The organism is Chryseobacterium sp. StRB126 (assembly GCF_000829375.1).
Classification (GTDB): domain Bacteria; phylum Bacteroidota; class Bacteroidia; order Flavobacteriales; family Weeksellaceae; genus Chryseobacterium.
The window spans coordinates 694,609-719,183 of the sequence record NZ_AP014624.1; the positions used below are offsets into that span (position 1 = coordinate 694,609).

At 35.7% G+C, this 24,575-nt stretch carries 26 protein-coding genes; 24 read left to right on the top strand and 2 right to left on the bottom strand.

The genetic code is table 11. The features are described 5' to 3' along the window. Positions 1 to 16: 16 nt before the first annotated feature. The 17 genes from CHSO_RS02965 (at position 17) to CHSO_RS03045 (ending at position 12,565) form a co-directional block, all read left to right on the top strand. Positions 17 to 562, top strand: coding sequence for a prolyl hydroxylase family protein (locus CHSO_RS02965; protein WP_045492199.1), 546 nt, complete (start codon positions 17 to 19; stop codon positions 560 to 562). Between the two features lie 74 nt (positions 563 to 636). Next, the gene (locus CHSO_RS02970) at positions 637 to 972 is read left to right on the top strand and encodes a hypothetical protein (protein WP_045492200.1); all 336 of its coding nucleotides are present in this window, start codon (positions 637 to 639) and stop codon (positions 970 to 972) included. A gap of 2 nt (positions 973 to 974) precedes the next feature. Further along, on the top strand, positions 975 to 1,829 hold the full coding sequence (locus CHSO_RS02975) for a hypothetical protein (protein WP_045492202.1): 855 nt from the start codon (positions 975 to 977) through the stop codon (positions 1,827 to 1,829). Between the two features lie 44 nt (positions 1,830 to 1,873). Then, complete coding sequence (locus CHSO_RS02980; RefSeq protein ID WP_045492204.1) at positions 1,874 to 2,944, top strand: adenylosuccinate synthetase; 1,071 nt, start codon at positions 1,874 to 1,876, stop codon at positions 2,942 to 2,944. A gap of 80 nt (positions 2,945 to 3,024) precedes the next feature. Then, positions 3,025 to 3,501, top strand: coding sequence for a macro domain-containing protein (locus CHSO_RS02985; protein ID WP_045492207.1), 477 nt, complete (start codon positions 3,025 to 3,027; stop codon positions 3,499 to 3,501). Positions 3,502 to 3,507: 6 nt separating this feature from the next. Then, positions 3,508 to 4,095 carry a DUF4291 domain-containing protein gene (locus CHSO_RS02990; RefSeq protein WP_045492210.1) on the top strand — a complete coding sequence of 196 codons (588 nt, stop codon included), beginning with the start codon at positions 3,508 to 3,510 and terminating at the stop codon, positions 4,093 to 4,095. Positions 4,096 to 4,111: 16 nt separating this feature from the next. After that, the gene (locus CHSO_RS02995; RefSeq protein WP_045492212.1) at positions 4,112 to 4,540 is read left to right on the top strand and encodes a hypothetical protein; all 429 of its coding nucleotides are present in this window, start codon (positions 4,112 to 4,114) and stop codon (positions 4,538 to 4,540) included. Between the two features lie 47 nt (positions 4,541 to 4,587). Beyond that, positions 4,588 to 5,403, top strand: a complete 816-nt coding sequence (locus CHSO_RS03000) for a TIGR02452 family protein (protein ID WP_045492214.1) — start codon at positions 4,588 to 4,590, stop codon at positions 5,401 to 5,403. Next, complete coding sequence (locus CHSO_RS03005) at positions 5,400 to 6,035, top strand: DUF4291 domain-containing protein (RefSeq protein ID WP_045492216.1); 636 nt, start codon at positions 5,400 to 5,402, stop codon at positions 6,033 to 6,035. Before CHSO_RS03000 ends, CHSO_RS03005 begins: the two co-directional genes overlap by 4 nt. A gap of 29 nt (positions 6,036 to 6,064) precedes the next feature. Next, positions 6,065 to 6,580, top strand: a complete 516-nt coding sequence (locus tag CHSO_RS03010; RefSeq protein ID WP_045501754.1) for an O-acetyl-ADP-ribose deacetylase — start codon at positions 6,065 to 6,067, stop codon at positions 6,578 to 6,580. A 61-nt stretch (positions 6,581 to 6,641) separates the two neighbouring features. Next, the gene (locus CHSO_RS03015; protein WP_045501756.1) at positions 6,642 to 7,328 is read left to right on the top strand and encodes a Sir2 family NAD-dependent protein deacetylase; all 687 of its coding nucleotides are present in this window, start codon (positions 6,642 to 6,644) and stop codon (positions 7,326 to 7,328) included. After that, the gene (locus CHSO_RS03020; RefSeq protein WP_045492218.1) at positions 7,328 to 8,275 is read left to right on the top strand and encodes an ADP-ribosylglycohydrolase family protein; all 948 of its coding nucleotides are present in this window, start codon (positions 7,328 to 7,330) and stop codon (positions 8,273 to 8,275) included. Before CHSO_RS03015 ends, CHSO_RS03020 begins: the two co-directional genes overlap by 1 nt. Further along, complete coding sequence (locus tag CHSO_RS03025; RefSeq protein WP_045492220.1) at positions 8,272 to 8,751, top strand: hypothetical protein; 480 nt, start codon at positions 8,272 to 8,274, stop codon at positions 8,749 to 8,751. Before CHSO_RS03020 ends, CHSO_RS03025 begins: the two co-directional genes overlap by 4 nt. Before the next feature lie 18 nt (positions 8,752 to 8,769). Then, positions 8,770 to 9,312 carry an RNA 2'-phosphotransferase gene (locus tag CHSO_RS03030; RefSeq protein ID WP_045492222.1) on the top strand — a complete coding sequence of 181 codons (543 nt, stop codon included), beginning with the start codon at positions 8,770 to 8,772 and terminating at the stop codon, positions 9,310 to 9,312. Between the two features lie 77 nt (positions 9,313 to 9,389). Beyond that, positions 9,390 to 10,136, top strand: coding sequence for a metallophosphoesterase family protein (locus CHSO_RS03035; RefSeq protein WP_045492223.1), 747 nt, complete (start codon positions 9,390 to 9,392; stop codon positions 10,134 to 10,136). A gap of 339 nt (positions 10,137 to 10,475) precedes the next feature. Next, positions 10,476 to 10,733, top strand: coding sequence for a hypothetical protein (locus tag CHSO_RS03040; RefSeq protein ID WP_045492225.1), 258 nt, complete (start codon positions 10,476 to 10,478; stop codon positions 10,731 to 10,733). 107 nt (positions 10,734 to 10,840) lie between these two features. Next, positions 10,841 to 12,565: a hypothetical protein gene (locus CHSO_RS03045; protein WP_045492227.1), complete on the top strand. Its 1,725-nt coding sequence runs from the start codon at positions 10,841 to 10,843 to the stop codon at positions 12,563 to 12,565. Positions 12,566 to 12,623: 58 nt separating this feature from the next. Here CHSO_RS03045 and CHSO_RS03050 read toward each other — a convergent pair whose 3' ends face one another. Next, positions 12,624 to 13,505, bottom strand: a complete 882-nt coding sequence (locus CHSO_RS03050) for a cupin-like domain-containing protein (RefSeq protein ID WP_045492229.1) — start codon at positions 13,503 to 13,505, stop codon at positions 12,624 to 12,626. 661 nt (positions 13,506 to 14,166) lie between these two features. Here CHSO_RS03050 and CHSO_RS03055 point away from each other — a divergent pair. Continuing rightward, positions 14,167 to 16,944 (top strand): TonB-dependent receptor, encoded by a 2,778-nt coding sequence (locus tag CHSO_RS03055; RefSeq protein WP_045501758.1) that lies wholly within the window; start codon positions 14,167 to 14,169, stop codon positions 16,942 to 16,944. Between the two features lie 49 nt (positions 16,945 to 16,993). On the opposite strand, the gene CHSO_RS03060 is transcribed toward CHSO_RS03055, so the two are convergent. Continuing rightward, on the bottom strand, positions 16,994 to 17,491 hold the full coding sequence (locus CHSO_RS03060) for a DinB family protein (RefSeq protein ID WP_045492231.1): 498 nt from the start codon (positions 17,489 to 17,491) through the stop codon (positions 16,994 to 16,996). A 202-nt stretch (positions 17,492 to 17,693) separates the two neighbouring features. Between CHSO_RS03060 and CHSO_RS03065 the strand changes: the two genes are divergently transcribed. The 6 genes from CHSO_RS03065 (at position 17,694) to CHSO_RS03090 (ending at position 24,325) form a co-directional block, all read left to right on the top strand. Then, on the top strand, positions 17,694 to 18,593 hold the full coding sequence (locus CHSO_RS03065) for a GLPGLI family protein (protein ID WP_084220917.1): 900 nt from the start codon (positions 17,694 to 17,696) through the stop codon (positions 18,591 to 18,593). Between the two features lie 135 nt (positions 18,594 to 18,728). Continuing rightward, entirely contained in the window at positions 18,729 to 18,983 is a 255-nt protein-coding gene (locus CHSO_RS03070; protein WP_084220918.1) for a ferrous iron transport protein A, read from the top strand. Then, a complete protein-coding gene (gene feoB, locus CHSO_RS03075) occupies positions 18,983 to 21,016 on the top strand; it encodes a ferrous iron transport protein B (protein ID WP_045492233.1) in 2,034 nt (677 codons plus the stop codon). The genes CHSO_RS03070 and feoB overlap by 1 nt, the downstream gene beginning before the upstream one ends. Before the next feature lie 218 nt (positions 21,017 to 21,234). Beyond that, positions 21,235 to 22,248 carry a DUF4421 family protein gene (locus CHSO_RS03080; protein ID WP_144428843.1) on the top strand — a complete coding sequence of 338 codons (1,014 nt, stop codon included), beginning with the start codon at positions 21,235 to 21,237 and terminating at the stop codon, positions 22,246 to 22,248. A gap of 69 nt (positions 22,249 to 22,317) precedes the next feature. Beyond that, positions 22,318 to 23,700, top strand: a complete 1,383-nt coding sequence (gene glmM / locus CHSO_RS03085; RefSeq protein ID WP_045492239.1) for a phosphoglucosamine mutase — start codon at positions 22,318 to 22,320, stop codon at positions 23,698 to 23,700. Between the two features lie 43 nt (positions 23,701 to 23,743). Next, positions 23,744 to 24,325, top strand: a complete 582-nt coding sequence (locus CHSO_RS03090; RefSeq protein ID WP_052480473.1) for a Crp/Fnr family transcriptional regulator — start codon at positions 23,744 to 23,746, stop codon at positions 24,323 to 24,325. The last annotated feature ends 250 nt before the right edge of the window (positions 24,326 to 24,575 follow it).

Below are 24,575 nucleotides of genomic sequence, written 5' to 3' on the forward strand. Positions count from 1 at the left end.
TCACAAAATAATAATCATGGAAAAAACAGACCTACATCCGCAGATATTTCTGATTGAGGACTTTCTTTCAGAAGCTGAATGTGACGAATACATTGCCTTGTCACAGGGAAAAGATTTTGAAGAAGCCAAAATCAATGTTGGAGGACGCCAGATGATGAGCAAAGGCATTAGAAACAATGACAGGTTGATGATTTTTGACAATGATCTTGCAGAAGATCTTTTCAAAAAAGCCGCTGAATTTCTTCCACAGGAACATGAAAATTACAGACTTCTGAATTTTAATGAGATGTTCAGGGTTTATAAGTATTCTCCCGGCCAGCAATTTAAAATGCACCGTGACGGAAGCTATATCAGAAACGAAAAAGAAAAGAGTTTCTATACCTTTTTAATCTATTTGAACGATGATTTTGAAGGCGGAGAAACAACATTCGAAAATCTTTTCACTGTAGCTCCTAAGAAAGGCACCGCCCTAATCTTTTACCATCCTTTAAGACATGAAGGAAAAACCTTGATGAGCGGATTAAAATATGTTTTAAGAACGGATGTAATGTATTCCTGTTAAAAATGAACGCAGGAATGAAGCATAGCTATGCCCTTTTGAATTAGCGTAATAATAACACAAAAAAATGATCGGATATGGAAGATGAATTAAAACCAAGATTTATCGAATCATTACAGAGAAATAATGATCAGATCAGAGAAGACCGTGCGCGAACGATCGGAGAAGATTCGGAATTGATCTACAGACGCAAGGTAGAAGACATCGAGTTGAAAATAAAAAGACTCGAGAGGGAACAGGAAGGACTTATTGATATCAGTCCTTTGGATAAAAACAGTTTGACTTTTGCGGATTTTAATCCCGAAGCATTCGTTCAGAAAGACATGGAATTATCATTAACAATCAGAAATCTAAATATTCAGTTAGAAGTTACTCAAAAGAGATTTGAATATTTATTCGGAAAAACATTTTAGTCATGGGAAGTACAAGATACGATATAGACGCTCGTTATGACAGAGCAAGCAAAGCAGGTTACAAAACAAAATCTGCAAGTGAAATCTTCACACAAAATGCCAAAAGACAGGCACATCCCTCAATGATTCCTAACGGAATTTCCTTCAGGGAATCCAGAGACTCTGAAGTGCATCCTAATTCAGTTCCCATTATCCTGGGATTGGATGTAACGGGAAGTATGGGACATATTCCTCATGAACTCATCAGAGAAGGTTTACCAAAGCTGATGGGTGGAATTATCCAAAGCGGAGTTCCGGATCCGGCATTGCTTTTCCTGGGAATAGGAGATCATGAATGTGACAGCTATCCGCTTCAGGTAGGGCAGTTTGAGTCAGGAGATGAAGAGCTGGATATGTGGCTTACCCGTACTTATATTGAATCCGGAGGAGGAGGAAATGCTGGTGAAAGCTATCTTTTAGCTTGGTATTTTGCTGCATTTCATACCAGAACAGATGCCTTTGAAAAAAGAAATCAGAAAGGATTATTGTTTACTGTAGGTGACGAACCTTGTCTGAAAGTACTTCCGGCATCAGCGATCAGAGAAATTATGGGTTCAGGACAACAAACCTATACTCATGATGAACTGTTGGAAGAAGCTAAAAAACGATACGAAGTATACCACATCAGTGTTTTACATTCTGATCAGGCTGTAAGAGCAGACAGAGGCTGGAAAGAACTGTTAGGTCAGAATTGTATATCCATAGAAGACCACAGAGACATTCCGGAGGTGATCAAAAGGATTATCTGTGAAAAATATAAAGATAAAACCTTTGGAACACCAAATCAGGAAGGATTAGACAACGTACAGATGCTTTAGAACACCAATTTGCCGGAAGGGCAATAATTTAAAAAATGCTAGACATGAAAAAGGCGCAAATAGTTATAGGATTAGGTTTCGGAGATGAAGGAAAAGGAATCACTACAGATTTTCTGGCTCAGCAAAACCCTGAGTCTGTGGTAATCAGATTTTCAGGAGGTCAACAGGCGGCTCATACAGTAATGGTGGAAAACAGAAAGCATGTTCATTCCAGCTTTGCAAGCGGAGCTCTTCGTGGATTACCGTCTTATCTTACGGAACATTGCACGATTCATCCTCAATTTCTATTCAATGAAATGGAAGAATTAAAAGCAAAAAATGGAAATACAGAGCTTCATATTCATCCCCTAGCCAAGGTAACCACGCCTTTTGATGTCTGGCAAAACAGGAACAATTCAAAAAATCTGGAGCATGGAACCTGTGGAAAAGGTGTAGGGGCAACAATGAAAAGAAATGAAAGCCCTTACAAGCTATTTGCTATTGATCTTATTGCTCCAAGAGAAATGTTGATTGAAAAATTGAAGGGAATTGCTTATTACTATGGTTTTATGGATGAGGATCAAATGGATGAGCAGATGAAACCTTTTTTAGACGCTATTGAACAAATCAATTGGAAAATAGATGATTATAGCTATCTGAATTCATTTGAAAACCTCATATTTGAAGGAAGCCAGGGGATTTTATTAGATATGGGTCACGGTGTTTTTCCGAATGTGACCTATGCTCATACCACTTCCAAAAATGCTTATGAGATCTGTAAAAAGATTGATATTGAAGATATTGAAATGTTTTATGTGACCAGAAGTTATGCAACACGCCACGGAAATGGCTGGATGAGCAATGAAAAAGAGATGATGTTGAAAAACAATGAAGAAGAAACCTGTACCTTTAATGAGTATCAGAAAGACCTAAGATTTGGTGATTTGAATTATGAATTATTGAATTATGCCTTAAAGCTAGATGGTGCCTATGTCAATTCAACAAAAAAGAATTTAGTGGTAACCTGTCTGGATCAGATTGATGAGAAGTTTCAATTTGATAAACTGGAAATGAAGTTTGATGCTGTTTTCGGATCTTATTCTCCCTATTCAAAAGATTTTAAAAGACTTATTTAATACTGAATACAGAGGTTTTATCTTATATTTAGGGTTGGAATACAATGATGAGGTAAATAATGCATTTTGAAAGATAAACAATGAAAACGATACACTATTTAAAAGGAGATGCTACGGTTCCACAGGCAAAAGGAATAAAAATCATCGCTCATATCTGTAATGATTTGGGAGGTTGGGGAAAAGGCTTTGTATTGGCTGTTTCGAAAAGATGGAAAGAACCGGAAAAAGAATACAGAAACTGGCACCGTTTCAGGAGTGAAAATAATTTTGGATTGGGCGAAATTCAGATCGTACAGGTTGAAAAAAACATGTATGTAGCCAATATGATTGGGCAAAAAGGAATGAAAACCGGAAGTAACGGAGTTCCTGTTCGATATGAAGCCATTGAAAAATGTCTGGAAACATTGGCCAACGAAGCTTTAGAACTGAATGCAAGCATTCATATGCCGAGAATTGGCTGTGGGCTTGCTGGTGGAAAATGGGAACAAATAGAACCTATCATCGAAAGAACCTTACTAAATAAGAATGTTGAGGTGTATGTCTATGATTTTGATTAATTAGTGATGAAAGAATTTGAAATAAGAGCAGATTATACCCGTGATACTATTGTTGTCTATCAGGCTTACAATAAAGCTATTGCAAAAGCAGCTATAGAGAATCAGAAGTTTAGTGCTCCTTTTTCATTCAGTAGGATGACGTGGATTAAACCTTCTTTTCTTTGGATGATGGAACGAAGCAATTACGGACAGAAATCCAATCAGGAATGTACTCTTGCAATACATATTAAGCGGGAAGCTTGGGAAAAAGTCTTGAAACTGGCTATTTTAACCTCTCCTGAAAAAAGAGTCTATCCCAATCCCAAAATTTGGGAAGAAGAATTTGAAAATGCGAAAGTGTATGTACAATGGGATCCTGAAAGAAATATTAAAGGAAACAAATTGGAATATCGTTCCATTCAAGTTGGAATCAGCCGTTATCTGATAGAAGAATTTAATGAAGACTGGATTGTAAAAATAGAAGATTATTCCCCTCTGGTAAAAAAGATTTTAACCCTTACCAAGCAAGGAGAATTTAATAAAGCAAAGAAGCTATTGCCTATAGAAAAAACATATCCGTTATCCCATGAAATTGCTCAGAGGATAGGATCATAAAATTAAGGATAACAAGATGAAAACAACAAGATTGTACAGACCGGTAGGAGAGAAGGAAATGGTATTGATTATAGAGAATGGATACAAAGAATTTCCGCCCAGACTGGAATGGCAACCCATCTTTTATCCGGTATTGGATGAAGACTATGCCTCAGAAATAGCTGAGAAATGGAATACCAGAGATGAGTTTGGAAACTATCTTGGTTTTGTAACCCGTTTTGATGTTTCAGAGGAAGCTGCCAATCAATATCCGGCACAGAATGTAGGGGCAAGAAACCATAATGAGCTGTGGGTTCCTTCAGAAGAGCTGGAAGCATTTAATCAAGCTATTGTGGGAAACATAGAAGTAATTAAAGTATTTGTGGGAAACGACTTTAAGGGATCAACAAATACAGAAATAGAAAGCTTGGTAAGCGCTTTAAAAATAACTACCACGAATCCATAAGATTATAAAAAATATTAGGGCATTCGTGGCCAAACACAAAAATAACCATGACCAATAAAGGAATGGCAAAAGATACATTGGATATCTTGGCCAGAAAATATTATATCAATACAGACAACGAAAAAATAGATATATCGAAAGAGCTGGAAATCAGTAAAAAAGAAACCGCTCTTTTCATTCCGGAACAACTTGCTGAATTAACTGTTGCTCCAATGCCTGAAACTCATTTTGAAACTCAATTTGAAACCTGGCGTTGCAGCTCTTTAAAAGCTATTTTAGATTTAGCAGCAGAAGAAGATCAGGAAAAAATAATGTGCTTGAACTTTGCATCAGCGAAAAATCCAGGTGGAGGATTCATCAATGGAGCAGAAGCTCAGGAAGAAAGTCTGGCAAGAACTTCAGGTCTGTATGAAAGCTTGCTTCAGGCTTGGGATTATTACACCGTTCACAGAGCAATGGAATCCTGTTTTTATACCGATACAATGATTTACAGTCCAAAAGTTCCGGTATTTAGAAAAGATAAAGGAGAACTTTTACCTAAACCTGTTCTGTGTAATTTTATAACGTCTCCGGCAGTGAATGCAGGCGTGGTAAAAAGTCAGGAACCACAAAGAGAGAAAGAGATCTTTGGAGCTATGGATATCAGAACAGATAAGATGCTTTCATTAGCCTTACACCAGGGAAATGAGACCTTGATTTTAGGAGCCTGGGGTTGTGGAGTATTTAAAAACGATCCGAAAGAAATTGCCGGTCTGTTCAAAAAATATCTCCATGGAAAATATAAGAACAAATTTAAAAGAGTGGTTTTTGCTGTGCTTACAAAGAAAGAAGAAATGCTGAAGCCATTTGAAGAAATACAATGAAACTTATATTAAGAAAATATAAAGAACAGCTACCAGATTGGCCTCAAAAAGGGCATCACATCATGGCACAATATGATGATGAGAAAATTGTAGTCTATCAGTCATACAAAAAAGTAATAGGAGAGTTTGCGGTTAAAAATCAATATTTTGGTGGTGGATTCAGTCTGGAAAGGATGACTTGGATAAAACCTAATTTCCTTTGGATGATGTATCGTAATGGCTGGGGAACAAAAGAAGGACAGGAATGTGTATTAGCTATACATCTAAAGTTAAACGCATTCAAAAAATACCTTGAAAAGGCTATTGTTTCTAGCTATAATGATGATCTTGGAATATCCAGAGAAGTGTGGCAGAATCAGGTAAAAGAATCATCTGTAAGACTTCAGTGGGATCCGGATCATGATCCTTTTGGAAACAAACTGGAAAGAAGAGCTATACAAATTGGTTTAAGAAATGAGCATATTCATTCTTTTGCAAAAGAAGATATTATTTTAATTGAAAATATCTCTGATTTTGTAAAAGAGCAGTATCATTTTGTTCTGAATGATGATTTGGATCAGCTTGTCATTCCTGAAGAAAAACCATTATTATTTGATGATGAGGTTCTAAACAGGAAGCTTAGTTTAAAGTAATGACAGCAAATACTTTGAAAAACTTTTTTATGAAAATTGAAGTTATAAAAGGAGACATCACAAAAATTAATGCAGATGCCATTGTCAATGCAGCTAATTCTTCTTTATTGGGAGGTGGAGGTGTAGATGGTGCTATCCATCGTGCTGGAGGACCACAAATTCTGGAAGAATGTAGAGCGATCAGAAATAGGCAGGGTAAATGTAATACAGGAGAAGCAGTGGTAACAACAGCAGGAAATCTTTCTGCACAATATGTTATTCATACAGTAGGACCAGTTTGGAATGATGATAAAGAAAAAAGCTCAAAGCTTTTATCAGATTGCTATAAAAACTCTTTACTGTTGGCAGAAAATCTTGGAGTTAAAACCATTGCTTTTCCTAATATCAGCACGGGAATTTATAGGTTTCCAAAAGAACTGGCAGGAGAAATAGCTGTTGATGAAATAAGAAAATTTCACTCAGATATCATAGAGAAAGTTATTTTTATCTGTTTCGATGAAGAGAATGAAGAAATTTATAAAAAGCTTTTAAATCCTCCTCTTTAAAATCAATTATATTTGTGCATTCGTGGCCAAAAACAGAGTGTATAAAACAAAATTAAAACCAATGAAAAAACTAACCATATTAAGCGGTGCAGGAATAAGTGCCGAAAGCGGAATAAAAACCTTCAGAGACGGAGATGGACTTTGGGAAAATCATAATATAACCGATGTTGCCAGTCCGGAAGGATGGAAAAAAGACAGAGCCCTGGTATTGGAATTTTATAACCAGAGAAGACGTCAGCTTCATGAGGTAGAACCTAACGATGCCCACAAATTACTGGCAGAACTGGAAAAGCATTTTGATGTTCAGATCATTACCCAAAATATTGATGATTTGCATGAGAGGGCTGGTTCCACTAAGATTCTTCACATCCACGGAGAATTGTTCAAATCATGTTCTTGTAACAATAAAAGTTTGATCTACGATCAGAAAGATGACATCAATATAGGAGATAAAGCCGAAGATGGCGCTCAGTTGAGACCCTTTATCGTTTGGTTTGGGGAAGACGTTCCTTTATATCATGATGCCAGAGAAATGGTAAAAGATTCAGATATTTTACTGGTAATTGGAACTTCTTTACGAGTATATCCTGCATCGGTATTAATCGATGACATCAAGGATGACTGCCTTTTAATCGTAATCAATCCTAATGAAACAGGCTTTGGTTATGGAGAAAGAGCAGTAGTGATGAAAGAGACTGCAACACAGGGAATGAAAATGTTATTTGATAAACTGGTAGATCTTGCCTAATGGAAAATAAAGTAAAGGCAGGGATTATGGGAGTATGCATCGGTGATGCCCTTGGAATTCCTGTAGAGTTTAAAGATAGAGATTATTTAAAGCGATTTCCTGTTACCGAAATGCTGGAATTTGGCTCACATAATCAACCCAAAGGAACCTGGAGTGATGATAGCTCTCTAACACTCTGCCTTGCTGAGGTACTTACAAAAGGATATGATCTGGAAAAGATCGGACAAAGCTTTGTACAATGGAATAAATATGGTCACTGGACTGCCCACGGAAGACTTTTCGATATTGGAGGAACTACACGGGAAGCGATTGCAAGACTTATTAAAGGGGAGAGTGCCAGATTTTCAGGAAATATTTTTGAAGAAGATAATGGGAATGGTTCTTTGATGAGAATTCTTCCTCTGGCTTTTTATTTAAAAGATGAAGAAAATCTCGAAAACATTTATCAAACGGTAAAGGAAGTCTCTACTATTACTCATGGGCATTTCCGTTCTGTTTTTGCTTGTTTTATTTATGTGATTTTTACGATTCAATTAATAAAAGGAAAAAATAAAATGGAAGCATACACGTATATGCAAGAAGCGTCTTCGGAATATGCAGAAAAACAATGGTTTAGCTTAAGTGAAGTTGAGCTTTTTCATAGGGTTTTAAAAAATGATATTTCAGACTACCCAGAAGATGAAATAAGGGGAAGTGGTTATGTTCTCCATAGTCTGGAAGCCTCTTTATGGTGTTTTTTAAACTCGGAAAGCTATTCAGAAGCTGTATTGAAAGCGGTAAATCTGGGAGAAGATACAGATACAACAGGAGCCATTACAGGGGGATTGGCAGGAATCTATTATGGTTTTGAAAATATTCCTCAGGAATGGATTGATGACCTGGTGAGAAAAGATGATATTGAAAAACTATGTGAAAAGTTACACAATAAATACTCTGTAAACCAATGAAATTTTTCCTAAAAGCCCTTGCCAATATGTTTTCCAAACATGATCCAGAGAATGATATTTTGAATTTCCCTTTACGGAAATATGAAGGAAGAATTGAAATCAATAAAGCCTTGGAACTTGGAAATTGTCATGTTCATTATTCTCCGGATTATGCATTTGAAACACCGGCTGAAGTACTGAATAGGGTAAAGGATAATACCTTACTTTGGATAGATAATCAGAATAGTCTGCTGGGTTTTTCAGATCAAAAGAAAACCTTATTGATTCCTCTGAATAAGATCAATGGAATAGAAATTCAAAATATGCTTAAAGGGAGGGGACCGGCTGAATCTTGTTTGTGGGTTTATCTATACGAAAAATCATTTGTAACACTTTCAATATCACCGAAGATTTATTATTTTGATCAATATGCGGATGATATTCATAAAACAACAGGGTTTACAGTCACTTTTTCCCCGGAATTTTATAATGCTTAATTAAAACACAAAAAACCAATGAACGAAATAGATACAAAAAGAATAAGTAAATTTTTGAGCCTTATTTTGAGGCATCAACCTGATATTATAGGTCTGAAGCTGGACGAAAATGGCTGGGCAGATGTAGAAGAGCTGAGAGTAAAATCAGCAAAAAAAGGAAAACATTTTTCCCTGAAAGAATTAGATGAGGTGGTTGAAACCAATAATAAGAAGAGATTTGCTTTTAATGAAGATAAAACAAGGATCAGAGCCAGCCAGGGACATTCTATTGATATAGATTTGGCTTTGGAATCAATACAGCCTCCTGACTTTTTATATCACGGAACCGCGGAAGCCAATATCTCTTCCATTTTAGAAAAAGGAATTGAAAAAAGAACACGTCAGCATGTACATTTAAGCGCTGATAAAGAGACCGCTACAAAGGTTGGAATGAGGCACGGTAAACCAGTAATTCTTACCATCAGAACCGGGAAAATGCATGAAGATGGACTCGCTTTTTACAGATCCGCCAACGGCGTTTGGCTGACAGATTTTGTGGAACCCAAATATATTTCAAGGTAATAAAATGATAGAAGTGTTGAACTAAATGAACCATTATTTAAAGATAATGGTTTATCTTTTCACCCACGAAGTAAACCATGAGCAGAACATTAGTAATAGGAGACATTCACGGCGGATTCAGAGCATTGCAACAGGTGCTTGAAAGAGCTGAGGTTACCCCAAATGACAGATTAATTTTTCTCGGAGACTATGTAGATGGCTGGAGCGAGTCTTTCCAGGTTATTCAAACTTTAATAGACCTTTCCGAAAAACAGGAATGTATTTTCATCAAAGGAAATCATGATGTTTGGTGTGAAGACTGGCTGGCCCGTGGAGAAGGACCGGGCGTCTGGCTTTCCAATGGTGGAAAAAGTACGGTAGATAATTATGAAAATTATTCTCCGGAAGATCAGGAGCTCCATCTTGAGTTTTTCCAACGTATGAAAAGCTACCATGTTGATGATCAAAATCGTTTGTTTATTCATGCCGGATATTCTTCCATGCACGGCCCGGAAAAAGAAGTCTATTCAAGCAATTACCGCTGGGACAGAACCCTTTGGGAAACAGCTGTAGCCATGGATAAAAAATTGGAAAAAAATTCAGTGCTATACCCCAAAAGGCTTCTTCTTTATAAGGAAATATTTATCGGGCATACTCCAACACTTTATATTGGAAGTACAACACCCACCCATAAAGCCAATATCTGGAATATGGATACCGGTGCCGCTTTCACGGGAGCCTTGTCCATTATGGATATTAATACCAATGAATTCTGGCAAAGCGACCCGCTTCCCTCCTTATATCCTAACGAAAAAGGACGAAATGGGGATATGTTAAGCAAATAATATACAATATATACCACTGTCATTGACTACGTCGAATCTTCGATTTCTGACGAAGGAAGAATCTCAAATGTGGCTTAGATTCTTCGTTTCACTTCGTTACTTTCAGAATGGCAGAGTCATTTCATTTTTAATTGACATTACTCATGGTGCGATTTTTCATATCAATACTGAACTCCAAATCAGTCATCTTATTGAAAAATTCTGTCTTCATTATTTAAGCCGTATAATCTGGTTCTTGAGCGTGCATTCTATGGAGAAGTATTCACTCTTCAAACTTAGTGATTTTTCTCCTCTATTTTATGTCCCGGAAACCAGTTATATTTGTAAAAACTGTATTCAATGAATAAAAATATCTATGAATCATTAACCAATGAAGAGCTGATTAAAAAAAGAAATACGCTCAAAGGAGTCTCTATCGGCTTCGGAGTTGTTTTTTTGTTGGGAGTCATAGCTTTTATTGCGCTTCTTGCCATAAAAGGAGCTAAGGGATTTCCCTTTGTAGCATTTACTCCCTTCATTGTAATGCCTGTAACAATGCTGCCTTTATTTATTAACCTTAATTTGGCGAATAAAGAAATCAAATCAAGAAATCTGTAATCCCATTATGAATGAAAAGAAAGCAGAAAAAATAATGTATTGATCTCTATTTTGTTTTTTTACAGAATCATATTGATTAATTTTAAATCCCGAAAATTATATCAATAATGAAACTGAAATATCTGCTGTTTGTTCTGAGCTCATCCTTGGTTTTTGCTCAAAAAACATTTCAGACTCCTTTTGAAAAAGGAAATGGTAACCAAACCGTTACCTATGATGAAATGAATACCTATTATCAGGATTTGTCCAAAAATTTTGATACCATTCAATACCTTAAAAAAGGAGAAGATGATAATGGGAAGCCTATTTATGTGGTGGTGTATAATCCCTTCCCTGAAAAGAATATTGAAAAACTGAGAAAAGATAAAGCCATTCTCTTTGTCAACAACGGAATTCACCCTGGAGAACCGGATGGTATTGATGCTACCATGATGCTGATGAGAGATCTGGCAACCAGGAAGATCAAAACGCCGCAGAACTTTATCATTGCTGCAATTTCAGCCTATAATATCAGCGGAATGCTGAACAGAGGTTCCTATTCCAGAGCCAATCAGAATGGTCCGGAACAATACGGATTCAGGGGCAATGCAAGGAATTATGATCTGAACAGAGATTTTATTAAAGCAGATTCTAAAAATGCAAGAAGCTTTCAGGAAATCTATCAATGGCTGAAACCCGATGTCTTTATTGATAACCACGTAAGCAATGGAGCTGACTATCAATATACTTTCACCTATATTTCAACCTTTAAAGAACGTTTAGGAAATGTCCTTGGAGCTTACTTTCACAATGATTATCAGGCTAAAAACCTTGATGATATGAAGAAATTAGGCTACGAAAGCACTCCTTATGTCAATATTCACGGTGATGTCCCTGAGGTTGGTTTTGCCTCATTCGAAGATTCTCCACGATATTCCACAGGCTATACCGCTTTGTTCAATTCTTTGGGAACCGTTCCAGAAACTCACATGCTGAAGCCTTATGATAAAAGAGTAGATGCTACTTACAAATATATGCTGGTTAACCTGCAAAATCTGGATAAAGATTATCAGAAAATAAAACAGCTCCGTCTAGAAAATCTTAAGCAATATGAGGCGGGGAAACAATACGGAATCCGATGGAAAATAGATTCTACCAAGTATACAACCATGGATTTTAAAGGGTATGAAGGCAAATACAAACCCAGCGAAATTTCAGGAAAACCAAGGCTGTATTATGACAGAAACAAGCCATTTACAAAGAATATCAAGCTTTTTAACACAGCTGTTCCTACAGGCTATATCACCATTCCTAAATATTATATAATCCCACAATCTCAGTACAGAGTTATTGAAGAATTGAAAAGAAACGGAATTCAGATGAAGCCGATTCAAAAAGATAGCACTATTGCCGTGGAATCCTATAAGATCAAAGATTTTAAAACCGTAAAGAACCCTTATGAAGGACATTATCTGCATTATGAAACCACTGTTGAGTCTTCCAAAAAAGATCGTGTATTTACAGCAGGAGACTATATTGTTTCTACCAATCAATCCGGAGTTAAATATATTATAGAAACCCTTGAACCTGAAGCATTAGACTCTTTCTTTAACTGGAATTTCTTTGATGGTATTCTGGCTCAGAAAGAATATTATTCTGCTTATATTTTTGAAGATACAGCAGCAGAATTGCTCAGGAAAGATCAAAAATTAAACGATGCTTTTGAAGCAGCAAAAAAATCAGATAAAAAACTATCAGAAGATGGTGAAGCTCAATTGGATTGGGTGTACAAGCATTCTCCTTACTTTGAAGAAAAAACTTTCAGACAATATCCAGTATTTAGAGTATTGTAAGTTGTTGAAAATAAATCAATAAAATAAGAAAGACGTTTCATTGAAACGTCTTTCTTATTTATTTGGGTAAGCCTCTTTTTAAAGCTATTTCTGCTCTTTTAACGGCCATTTTCTCTTTCCAGTCCATGTATTTCTTTTTGAAACTCGACTTCATAATGTCGTCAAATTTACGCTGTACCGTAAGATTCCATAAAGAATGGGCCTTTACTGCCCATGATTTATCCCAAGCTCTTAAAGAGATAGAGAAAGAACCATCAAGGTACTTCATCCAGTGCCACCATCCTGTGGGCATAAATAAGGTATCACCATGCTCAAGGAAGCATTCAATACCTTCTACACCATCCAACGCCGGGAACTTTGTAAAATCAGGGTTCTCAATATCATAATCCTCCAAAGCATAAGTTGCATAAGGGATCTGATATAATCTTTCTTTCCATTTATAATCAAAAAGAAGGATATGTTTTCTTCCGTTGAAATGCGTATGGAAAATATGCGCCATATCTATATCGAAATGTAGGAAAGTTACAGAACCTTTTCCACCGAAGAACATATTGGGATATTTATCAAGGAAACCTCCCATAAGCTCTTTAGGAGAAATATAATCTTCCAGAAGTTTCGGAGCATATTTTATCGGATCAAAAAGGAAAATTCTAAGATCAGTTGGCTCTCTCTGAATAAGATCTATATAATCACCGAATTTCATTTGGGCTGCAGAAGCATTGATGGGAGCAGAAGGATCTGCCTTCGAACTGTCATATAACGGGACCTCCACATCTCCTACAACCTCCTTCATATATTCCATCGTCCATTTTTGGTAAGCAGGCCACTTTTTTGCCATATTTTTGATGACAACGGGCCTTCTTGGCTTTAGATATTTTTCGTAGAATTCCTCTTTAGAAATATCATCTACAACATCTATAGGCTTTAAAATAATTCCCATTTTGTAAATTTTATGTTACAAAATTATTAAATAAATATTTATGAACCAGCGTTTAATTTTTTTTAATATAGAATATAATTTATTTTTTATTATTTAGTCTAAATAAAAATATAAATATTTGCAATTGTTTATTCAACGTTTCATTTTCTTAGCAATTTGAACAAAAAATACCCTGTAATAAAATCACAGGGTAAAAACACAAAATAGATGAATAAAAATCCATTCTGATACGAAGGTATTACTTTTATTTCAGAGATAATTTTTATAAAAAGCGGATAAATTCAAGAATAAAAAGGAGTTACATTATTTCAATTCAACACTTGGGGAAATATTTTTAAATTTTATTTTTAAAAATTAATGACCTGAGAATTTTTTTTTATTTAAAAAAATGTTTTGTTTTTTTAATTTTAATATCAAACTACTGATTATCATAATGTTATATTTATTCATTAACTGGTAATTTTTAATATTGTGCATTTGTATTTTCATTTCTCTTCACCAAATTGAAACTATATTTTCTGTTACTATAAATTTTTCACCCTGAAAAGATAAATAATACCTATTTTTATAGTGATATAATTTAACCTTTTACTCAAAAATATATCTTTAAGGAAAGTGTAACGAAAAATCACAATGATTAACTAATTAGTCAAATATGAAAATGGAAAAAAATATTTACTTATTTCTGATGCTCTTTATGATGGTATTCACCTTTGCACAGAAAACCGTTTCCGGAAAAATTACTGATGACGATGGGTTAGCTATACCTAGTGCTAGTGTAACTATTGAAGAACCCGGGAAAGATGCTATTCTTGCGTACGGAATTACCAATTCCAAAGGAGAATACAAGGTAACCTTTACTTCTCCGGAAACTAATGTGGATCTTAAAGTAAAAGCTTTCAACCAGAAACCCCTTACAAAACAAATCAGTAACAGCGATCAGACCCTGAATTTTAAAATGCAGTCTGAAGCTACAGAAATTAAGGAAGTACAGTTGAAAACCAAAATGATCACCGCAAGAGGAGACACCATTTCTTATGATCTTAAAGCATTCAACAGTAAAAATGATAGAACTCTGGCCGACGTAATGAAGAAAATCCCCGGAATTGAAGTCAATACAGACGGAACTATTCTCTATCAGGGAAATGCAATCAATAAATTCTATGTTAACGGGAAAGATCTTATGGAAGGTGGCTATGGAACCATCAATAACTCGCTGCCAAAAGACGCCGTACAAAAAGTAGAAGTTCTTGAAAACCATCAGCCGGTAAAAATTCTTCAAGATAAAGTACCATCAGATCAGGCTGCAATCAATATTAAGCTGAAAAATTCTGTAACCATGACCGGCCGTGGTGAAGTGGGAACGGGCTTTGGAGAACCATGGCTTTGGAATGTAAAATTAACCCCTATGTTCTTCGGGCAGAAAAGCCAGTGGGTAGTTAATTACAAAACCAATAATATGGGGGAACAGGTGGAAAATGAAGGAAATATTCTGGCTTTCGGAAGTGCATGGGAGGGAAAAAGAATTAATGCAGGCCAAAACAATTGGCTGAATGTAGAAAAAGCAAGTACTCCGAATTTGCCGGTTAAAAGATATTTAATGAATAATGTTCACTATTTGTCTGTGAACTATTTAACTAATATTGATAAAAAGAAAGAATGGGAATTGAAGGTTAATGCAAATTACACCAACAATGCAGTGGAAAGAGAAGATTATAATGAAACAACTTATTTTCCAACTAATGAAAGGCCACAACAGTCTACGGTGGTAATGAGTACAAGAAATAATTTTTATACAGATAAATTAAAAGGTGAACTAATCTTTACAAAGAATGCGAAGAAAGGGTTCTTCAAAAATACCACAAGTTTCAGCCAATTCTGGAATGCAGACAGAGCTTTTGCAGACAGAGCAGGAAGATTGGGAAATCAGGCTGTGGAATCACCTACATCATCTTTCCAAAACTCATTGAGTACCATTATTCCCTGGGGAGAAAAAATGGTGAATTTCAAATCTTATATCAATTACCAGGACGATCAACAGACATTGAAAGTAGATCCGGCCAATTATTTACAGCTGCCCTACAAACTTCCAAAGATAGATCCGAATGACCCGAATGAAAAAGATAAATACGGAATTGTAAATTTCGGACCGGGAACTTCAGCTTTACAACAATTCAGGCTAAAAACTTTAGATACTTCACACTCTGCAAATATCAGTTTTTCTTCAAAAGGATGGACATTCACTCCTCAGGTGGGATTTGATTTCTCTACAGATAGGCTAAATACAAACTTTGATGGACTGGCAATTCCAAATCCAGCAATTCCGAATGATGTTCCGCCAAATTTCAATGATGGCATGTATGAAAACAATCTGAGATTTACAGAAATTGTTCCTTCAGCTTCATTAGGTATCAACTATAAATCTGAGGCATGGAGTATTTTTGCTAATTTTCCGGCAAATTTCAACAGTATTAAAGCTGAGGATGATTTAAGGGGAGTTTCAAAATCATTAAATAAGACAACATTTACTCCCAATGCATTTATTCAGTATTCATTTGCTTCATTTTGGAAAGCAAGCTTAAACGGAAATATCAGCAATAATTTTGGAGATATTCAAACGGCTTATGCAGGATATATGTTGTTAAGCCCAAGAGGATTTAATGTGATGGATCCAAACAATCCAATTCCTCAAACAAATTCAAAAAATGCAGGTTCAAGAATTGAATACAGAAACCCATTAAATAATCTATTCTTTAATATCAATTATTCATTGAGTGATAGTAAAAGAAATTTGCTTTCTTCTCCAATTTTGGATGCAGCAACAGGTTCTACTTTAATTCGATACATTGAAAGAGAAAATCATTCAAAAAGTAATAGATTCAGCGTTGAAGTGGGTAAATATTTTCCAAAATTCAAAACCAATGCTTCGGTGAGCTATGGAAATACATTATCAAAATCTGATGCATTTCTGGATGATACTCAATATTTAAGCAAAAACAATACGCAAACTTACGGACTAAAGGTCAATAATACATACTTCAGCTGGGCAAGTATAGATTATACGCTTAATTTATCAAGAAATAAACAGGATAATATTGGTTTAAGTAATAATCAAAGCAGGCTTGGAGTAAATTCAGGATTTAATCACAATTTGGCAGTTTACTTCTATCCAATAGAAAATCATACGATAGGATTCAATTGGGATCAGGTGAATACAAGTGATGGAATTAATAAGTACAAGAATGGGTTCTACGATATTTCCTACCAGTTTTCATGGTCTAAAAAGAAAATTGATTTTGAAATCAAATGGTTGAATATCGCTAACAGAAAATTCTTTGAAACCTACAATATTAATCAGACAACAAATAGTTCTTCTTACACGAAGATTCAGCTCCGTCCTAGCCAGGTAATGTTTACCGTAAAATTCAATTTTAAATAAAATAAAAACCAATCCGATCGGATTGGTTTTTTGTTGAGATATATAGTGATTAAAAAGCTTGATAATCGGCAGAAGGGCCATAACTTCCCGGTAAAGGAATATTATTGATCCTGTAATAAACTCCCAATTGAGCTCTGTGATGAGTAATTTGGTTCAAAGCATGGCGAATGGACTCATATTTAGACCATTTTGCAAGCTCTTCACCATTGTTTTTCAATGCCCATGTTGCCGTAAGATCATTCTCATTGGCCTTTTCAAGGGCTTCTTTCCCTGATTTGAAGTTCTGATCCAGGGTTTGAAGAAGATCTTCTCTTGTAGAAAGTTGCTTAGGCTGATAATCTCCACTGGCAAAATCAAGTTCCGAAGTGGTGAGCATCGTGTTCGGCCATTCAAAAATTTCAGCAATATGAGTGGCAAGAGGCAGCATTTTCATGCTTTTTTCATGGGGAGCATAGTCGTTTTTTTCGTCAGGATAAGTTTCAAAGAATTTTCTGGTCGTCCGGTATTCAGCTTCCAGTTCATTTTTAAATTGTGATAAAGTATCCATAATATTTTGTTTTTGAGAGGATTAAAGTTAAAGCTTTTACTGCTGAAAATGTTTTAAGAGAATCATAATTTTTCATACAAATAGTTATTGTCCCATCAATATTAACTTCCAGACTTCTTCTTCATACTTCCATCTTAAAAAAAAATGAAGAAAAACTGTAACAAACTTTCAAAAGTGATTACTAATTATTAAAACTTGAGAAGTGAAAAAACTATTTTCAGTATTTCTTATCGCACTTTTTGCCTTTGCTAATGCTCAGGAAACTAAAGAAACGGCTAACCGATTCTTTTATGAACTTACATTTAAGCCAAAGAAAGATTCTGCCAAGTTGGATAAGCTGATTACAATTTTGGATATTACTCCCAAAAAATCAATTTATCAGGATTATACCCTTCCTGCACAGGATTCTATTATTAAGCTCGCTGTAGAGGAAATGGAAAAAGCAAAAGTATGGAAGGATATTTCGAAACTTATCAGAATGCCTAAGTTTGCTTACAAGATTGTAAAAACGTATCCGGAAATGAAAGAGCAGTATCTTAATAGAGTAAGTATTAATTTATTTGGATATGATGATTCTGTTAAATTCACTTGGAATATCCTGCCGGAAAAACAAAAAATAGGAGAGTATAATACCCAAAAAGCGACTACAGAATATGGAGGCAGAACATGGACAGCCTGGTTTAGCTCAGATATTCCTTTTCAGGATGGTCCATATAAATTCTATGGTCTTCCGGGATTAATTGTTAAAATTGAAGACACTGAGAAAAATTACTCTTGGATGTTAAGTGGAAATAAGAAGATCACAAACTATGATGAACTATCCTATTCGGATAAGATCAATGCGAAATATGGCGTTTCCAATACCGTAACACCTACTACAAAAGAAAAATTTGATAAGGCCTACGCAAGCTTTAAGCAAGATCCAATGGCTGAAATTCGTCAAAAAGTAGGTCCGGAAATGATGAATATGAAAATGCCGGGATCAGACGTAACCATCGGAGAGAATCTTAAAAGGCAGGAAAAAATAGCAAAGGATTACTTTAATGCAAATGATAATCCAATAGAAAAAGAGCAGGCTTCTTCAGCTCAAAAGAAAAAATAAGCATTCATATCAACTAAATTATATTCCGAATCAACCCAGGTACAGCAATGTATTTGGGTTGATTTTTTTTATCACCAAAACGTTATTTAGATTAAATTTAAATAACGTATATTTGCACTACAAAAAATCAGGGCTTTGAAAGAGAAACAATTACATAAATTAAGTGTATTTCCTAAAAATAAAATGGGAAAGATATTGGGATATGATAATGACCATCTGAAAATGCCCAATAAAATCATTGAAATGGGGCTTCTTCCGGAGACCGTTTTCAGGATTTTGTACCAGGCTCCGTTTAATGGACCGATGTATGTGGAATTTGGAGCAGAGAAAAGCCGGATTGCTCTTCGTGAGGAAGAAGGAGATTATATTATTGTTGAAGAATTGAATTAATGCAGGCAAACAAGAAAAAACAGATACTTTTAGTCGGGAACCCTAATGTAGGAAAGTCAACGATTTTTAATGCTCTTTGTAATAAAAAGCAGAAAACCGGAAATTATGCTGGTGTTACCGTTGCAAGTCACTCGGGAAACTATACCCATAAAAATGAGGACGTTGAAGTGATTGACCTTCCGGGTTCTTACAGCGTTTATCCAAGTTCTGAAGATGAAGCGATTTTCTCAAAATACCTTCTGGATGAGCAGAAAAACTACGCAGGAGTTGTTTATATTCTTGAAGCATTAAGTTTAAAAAGAGGCCTTCTTCTATTCCAGCAGATTCAGGATCTTGGGATTCCGATGATTCTGATCGTTAACCAGATTGACCAGGCCGAAAGAAGAGGCATTACGATAGATATTCAAAAATTTTCAGAGGCATTAGGGATTAAGATCATTCAAACCAATGCTAAGGAACAGATTGGAATCCATGAAATGAAAGATGCGGTTCTTAACAATGAATTTGTAAAGACAGAGAAAGCATCCTTTGAAATTCCTAATGAGCACAGAGATTTCATTCAAAAACTGGTATCTCACAAAGGCTTTGATAATGAATATAAGGCTTGGATGAGCCTTTCTTTGGGAACGGATCTTGGTAAAATAGAATCTGTTATGGATCAGATCAATGAGTCTGATGCTAAAAGCTTGGTTCCGAAAAGATTACAGGTTCAGGAAACTGTTAGGAGATACCAGAATGTAGATAAAATACTGGAGAATGTCATCTCCAAGAAACTTCAGTTCAAAGAATTGTTAACAGAAAAGCTGGATAAGGTTTTGGTTCACAAGTTCTGGGGGTATGTGGTTTTCTTATTGATCTTACTGGTTATCTTCCAAAGTGTTTTCTTTCTGGCAGAATATCCGATGAGCTGGATTGAGGAATCTTTCTCATGGCTGGCCGCTTTTACCAGTGAGCACCTTCCGGAAGGACCGATTAATTCATTGATCTCCAACGGAATTGTTCCGGGAATCGGAGGAATTGTAGTTTTTGCACCACAGATTGGGATTCTGCTGTATTTCCTTTATCTGTTGGAAGATTCAGGATATATGGCAAGAGTTGTTTTCCTGATGGACAGGCTTCTTCGTCCTTTTGGATTGAACGGAAAAAGTATCGTTCCTCTTGTTTCAGGAACTGCCTGTGCAATTCCGGCCGTTATTTCCACAAGAAATATAGAGAACGTTAAAGAAAGATTGCTTACGATATTGGTAACACCGTTTATGACATGTTCTGCAAGGCTTCCGGTATACAGTATCATTATCGGATTAATTATTTCAGAAGGATCATTTTTAGGAATAAAATATAAAGCTTTGGTGCTGATGGGAATGTATCTGTTAGGATTTTTAGTAGCATTATTTTCCGCAGCAATTCTTAAAGGATTTATTAAAGATAAAGGGAAAACCTACTTGGTAATGGACCTTCCTGCCTATAAAAAACCACTTTTCGGTTATGACTTTAAAATGGTTTTAGGTAAGGTGTGGGATTTCATCACCGGAGCAGGGAAAATAATCTTCATTGTAAGTATTATAATCTGGGTTTTAAGCTATTTCGGGCCTAAACAAAAAGCAGATGAGTTTGTTGCGTCAGATGTTCATTTAGACCATTCTTATCTGGCTAAAATGGGTAAAGGAATCGAACCTTTAATTGCTCCATTAGGATACGACTGGAAAATGGGAGTAGGAATCCTGACCAGCTTTGTAGCCAGAGAAGTATTCGTAGGAACAATGTCAACGCTCTACAGCCTTGAAGATGATGCTCCGGAAGTAAAAGTGATTGATAAAATGAGAAGAGATGTAAAGCCAAACGGAGAAAAAGTCTTCAGCTTTGCAACCGGAATTTCCGTTCTTCTGTTCTACGCATTTGCAATGCAGTGTGTTTCTACACTGGCAGTAGTCTATAGAGAAACCAAAAGCTGGAAATGGACCGGCTTTCAGGTGGCTATGATGACAGGTTTGGCATATTTTGTGTCGATGATAGTATATCAAATTTTAAAATAATGGACTCTTCATTAATTTTTCAATATGTACTGATTGCATTAATCGTAGCATTTGCATGCTACTCTTTATTAAAGGTACTCAAAAAGAATTTTGCCCCTAATAAATTCAATTCCAAAAGAACGGGGTGTGATAAAGATTGTGGCTGTTCTTAACATAGATTTCAACGGATAATTAAAAAAAATGTAGTAATTTCATTTTTTTAATTTAAAATATTCAGGTTGAGTCTTATAAGGATAGGAGTTGTTGTAGTGTTTTCTATGTTGGCTATTCGGGTCAGTGCACAAACAGATACAACAAATATTAAATCTTATGCGGATCAGGTGATGATTCGCGCCAATCTTGATACTAATCTTGAAAGCTTTGTTTTTACGGAAGATGAAGATGGAAATCAAAAACAACAGATCTTCTCCATCAACAATAAGACAAAAGTCTCCCTATCTGTTGATTATAGGATTATAAGTGCCACTTTATCATTTGCACCCAAATTTTTTTCAGGGAATAACGACAATGATCTGAAAGGAAGCAGTTCTTATACAGACTTCAGCATTAGATTTTTCCCCAAAAGATTTATTCAAACCCTTTATTATAAAAATGTAAAAGGCTTCTACATTGAAAATATGAAAGAGGTCTTTCCGGCTTGGAAGGATGGCGATCCTTATACACAATTTCCTGACTTAAGGGTGCAAAGCTTTGGCGGTTCTACGTCTTATATTCTTAATAAAAATTTTTCCGCAAGAAGCATCTACACCCAGGGTGAATGGCAAAAGAAGAGTAGTGGCAGCTGGATTCCGTTTCTCGACTATGATCTAACCATTTTTAGAAATAAAGTAGAAGGGCGGAATCTAAAAGAAACTCAATATAAAATTGGAGCCAATATGGGCTATTTCTACAATTGGGTACTTGGAAAAAATGTAAATATTGCCCCTTATTTGGCACTTGGATTGGGTGGAAAATTTTCAACATATCAAAATGTTCAAGGTGATGGCACAAGAACAAATGCCCAATATCTTACCTTAAGAATGGAAGGCGGCCTGCACGTAGGATACAATACAGACAGATTTCTGTTTGGCGGGAAAATGAATTTCAGCGCGTATGCCTATAATCAGACGAGAAACCAGCTGGTACAAAATAACAGTGTGTACGGTTTGCTATACATTGGTTATCGTTTTGCACCCCCAAGAGTGGTAGAGAATACGTATGATAAAATTCAAAAAAAGATCCCTGTTTTATAAGGTGACTGTCTTTTTAAGTATCTTTGTTTCGCAAAAGTTATTACACTAATCAATTAGAAATAAAACAGAATGTCGTTAATAAAATCTATTTCGGGAATTCGCGGAACCATAGGAGGAAAAGTAAATGATAACTTAACACCTCTTGACGTGGTAAAATTCGCTTCCGCATTCGGAACATGGCTTCAGAATAATAAAAATAAAAAAGACTTAACCCTTATCATCGGAAGAGATGCTAGAATCTCTGGCCAGATGGTTTCTTCGCTGGTTACAGCAACATTACAGGGATTAGGTATCAATGTGGTTGATTTAGGTCTTTCTACAACGCCCACCGTTGAAATAATGGTTCCTGAATTGAAAGCAGACGGAGGAATTATCCTTACCGCATCCCACAATCCAAAACAGTGGAATGCCCTTAAGCTTTTAAACGAAAAAGGAGAATTCATTACTGGTGAAAACGGAGCAGAAGTTCTTGCTTTAGCAGAAAGTGAAGATTTCAATTATGCAGAAGTAGACGATCTTGGAAAATATGAAACAAGAGATGATGCTTTTGATATCCATATTCAGCAGATTCTTGATTTACCCATGGTAGACGCTGAAGCTATTAAAGCTAAAAACTTTAAAGTAGTATTAGATGCTGTAAATTCTACAGGAGGAATTGCTATTCCAATGTTATTAGATAAATTAGGTTGTGAAACCGTTAAATTATATTGTGAACCAACGGGTCATTTCCCACACAATCCGGAACCTTTGAAAGAACATTTGGGAGATATCTGCGAACTGGTTAAAAAAGAGAATGCAGATTTAGGAGTTGTGGTGGATCCGGATGTAGACAGATTAGCCCTGATTGATGAAAAAGGAGAAATGTTCGGTGAAGAATATACATTGGTAGCCGTAGCAGATTATCTGTTGAAAAATAAAAATGGTGTAGCTATCTCTAATCTTTCTTCAAGCCGTGCGTTGAGAGACGTTGCCCAGTCTCATAATTCAGAATACTTTGCAAGTGCGGTAGGAGAAGTAAATGTAGTCACTTTAATGAAAGAGAAAAACGCTGTAATTGGTGGCGAAGGAAACGGAGGAATTATCTATCCTGATCTTCACTACGGAAGAGATTCTTTAGTAGGGGTCGCGTTATTCCTAACTCATTTGGCAAAGGAGAATAAAACTGTTTCTGAGCTAAGAGCAGGATATCCAAGCTATTTTATGGGGAAAAAGAAAATAGAACTAACTCCGGAAATTGATGTAGATGCTATCCTGAGCAAAATGGAAAAAGAATACGAAAATGAAGAGGTTTCTACCGTTGATGGCGTTAAAATAGACTTTGAAAACAATTGGGTTCACCTTAGAAAATCCAACACAGAGCCAATCATCAGAATTTATACAGAAGCTAAATCTCAGGAAGAAGCAGATAAGTTGGGAGATGATATTATTGCTAAGATTAAAAGTTTAATTTAAATAAATCATAAGAACGGAGCTAATCCGTTCTTTTTTTATACCCATGTTTGAACATATTAAAAACAGGTTTCCCTTTCCAAAAGAAAAATGGAGAAAATTTATAGGTAGCTTTGAGCGCATGGAAGTTCCGGCCAAAACTTTGCTTTTGAACGAAGGTGAAGTTTCAAATAATGCCTTCTATCTGGAAAAAGGAATTGTGAGAGCATGGTATAATAATGATGGTAAGGACGTTACCTTTCAGTTTTTTCTGGAAAACACCATGTTTTCATCCCTCGAAAGCTTTAAAAAAGGGCTTCCCAGTATGGTTTCTTTTGAAACTGTAGAACCTTGTATTTTATATAAAATTAGAAAACCTGATGTAGAAACATTTCTGGATGAAGTTTACGAGAATCCTGAACTCAGAACCTTTTTTATGGACGCTCTTTTCGAAAGAATCTTCGATTATATGAAACATTTCTTTTCATTCATAAAAGACACTCCCCAACAGCGTTACATCCAGCTTTCACAACAAAAACCTGAAATTATCAAAAGAGTTCCCCAGCATTATATCGCTTCGTATTTAGGAATTACAACAGTACATCTCAGCAGGATAAAAAGTAAAATATTGAAAGAAAATAATTCTTAGGCAGGAAGATGGATGGCGGAAACAGGAGGTTTCTTCAGTACGATATACAGCTTAAGGTAGATTGTATTATGTTTTTTTACAACGCAGAATACGCAAAGAATTTTAAAATAATGGCTATAAAATGCTTGCAAAGGCGTTTCACTCAGTTATGATCGCCCTTTGCTGAACGAAGTGCCTCTGCGACCGAAAAAATAAAGCATAATAATTAAAAATCCTGCGAACCTTGCGTTTTATACTCTATCATTTGTTA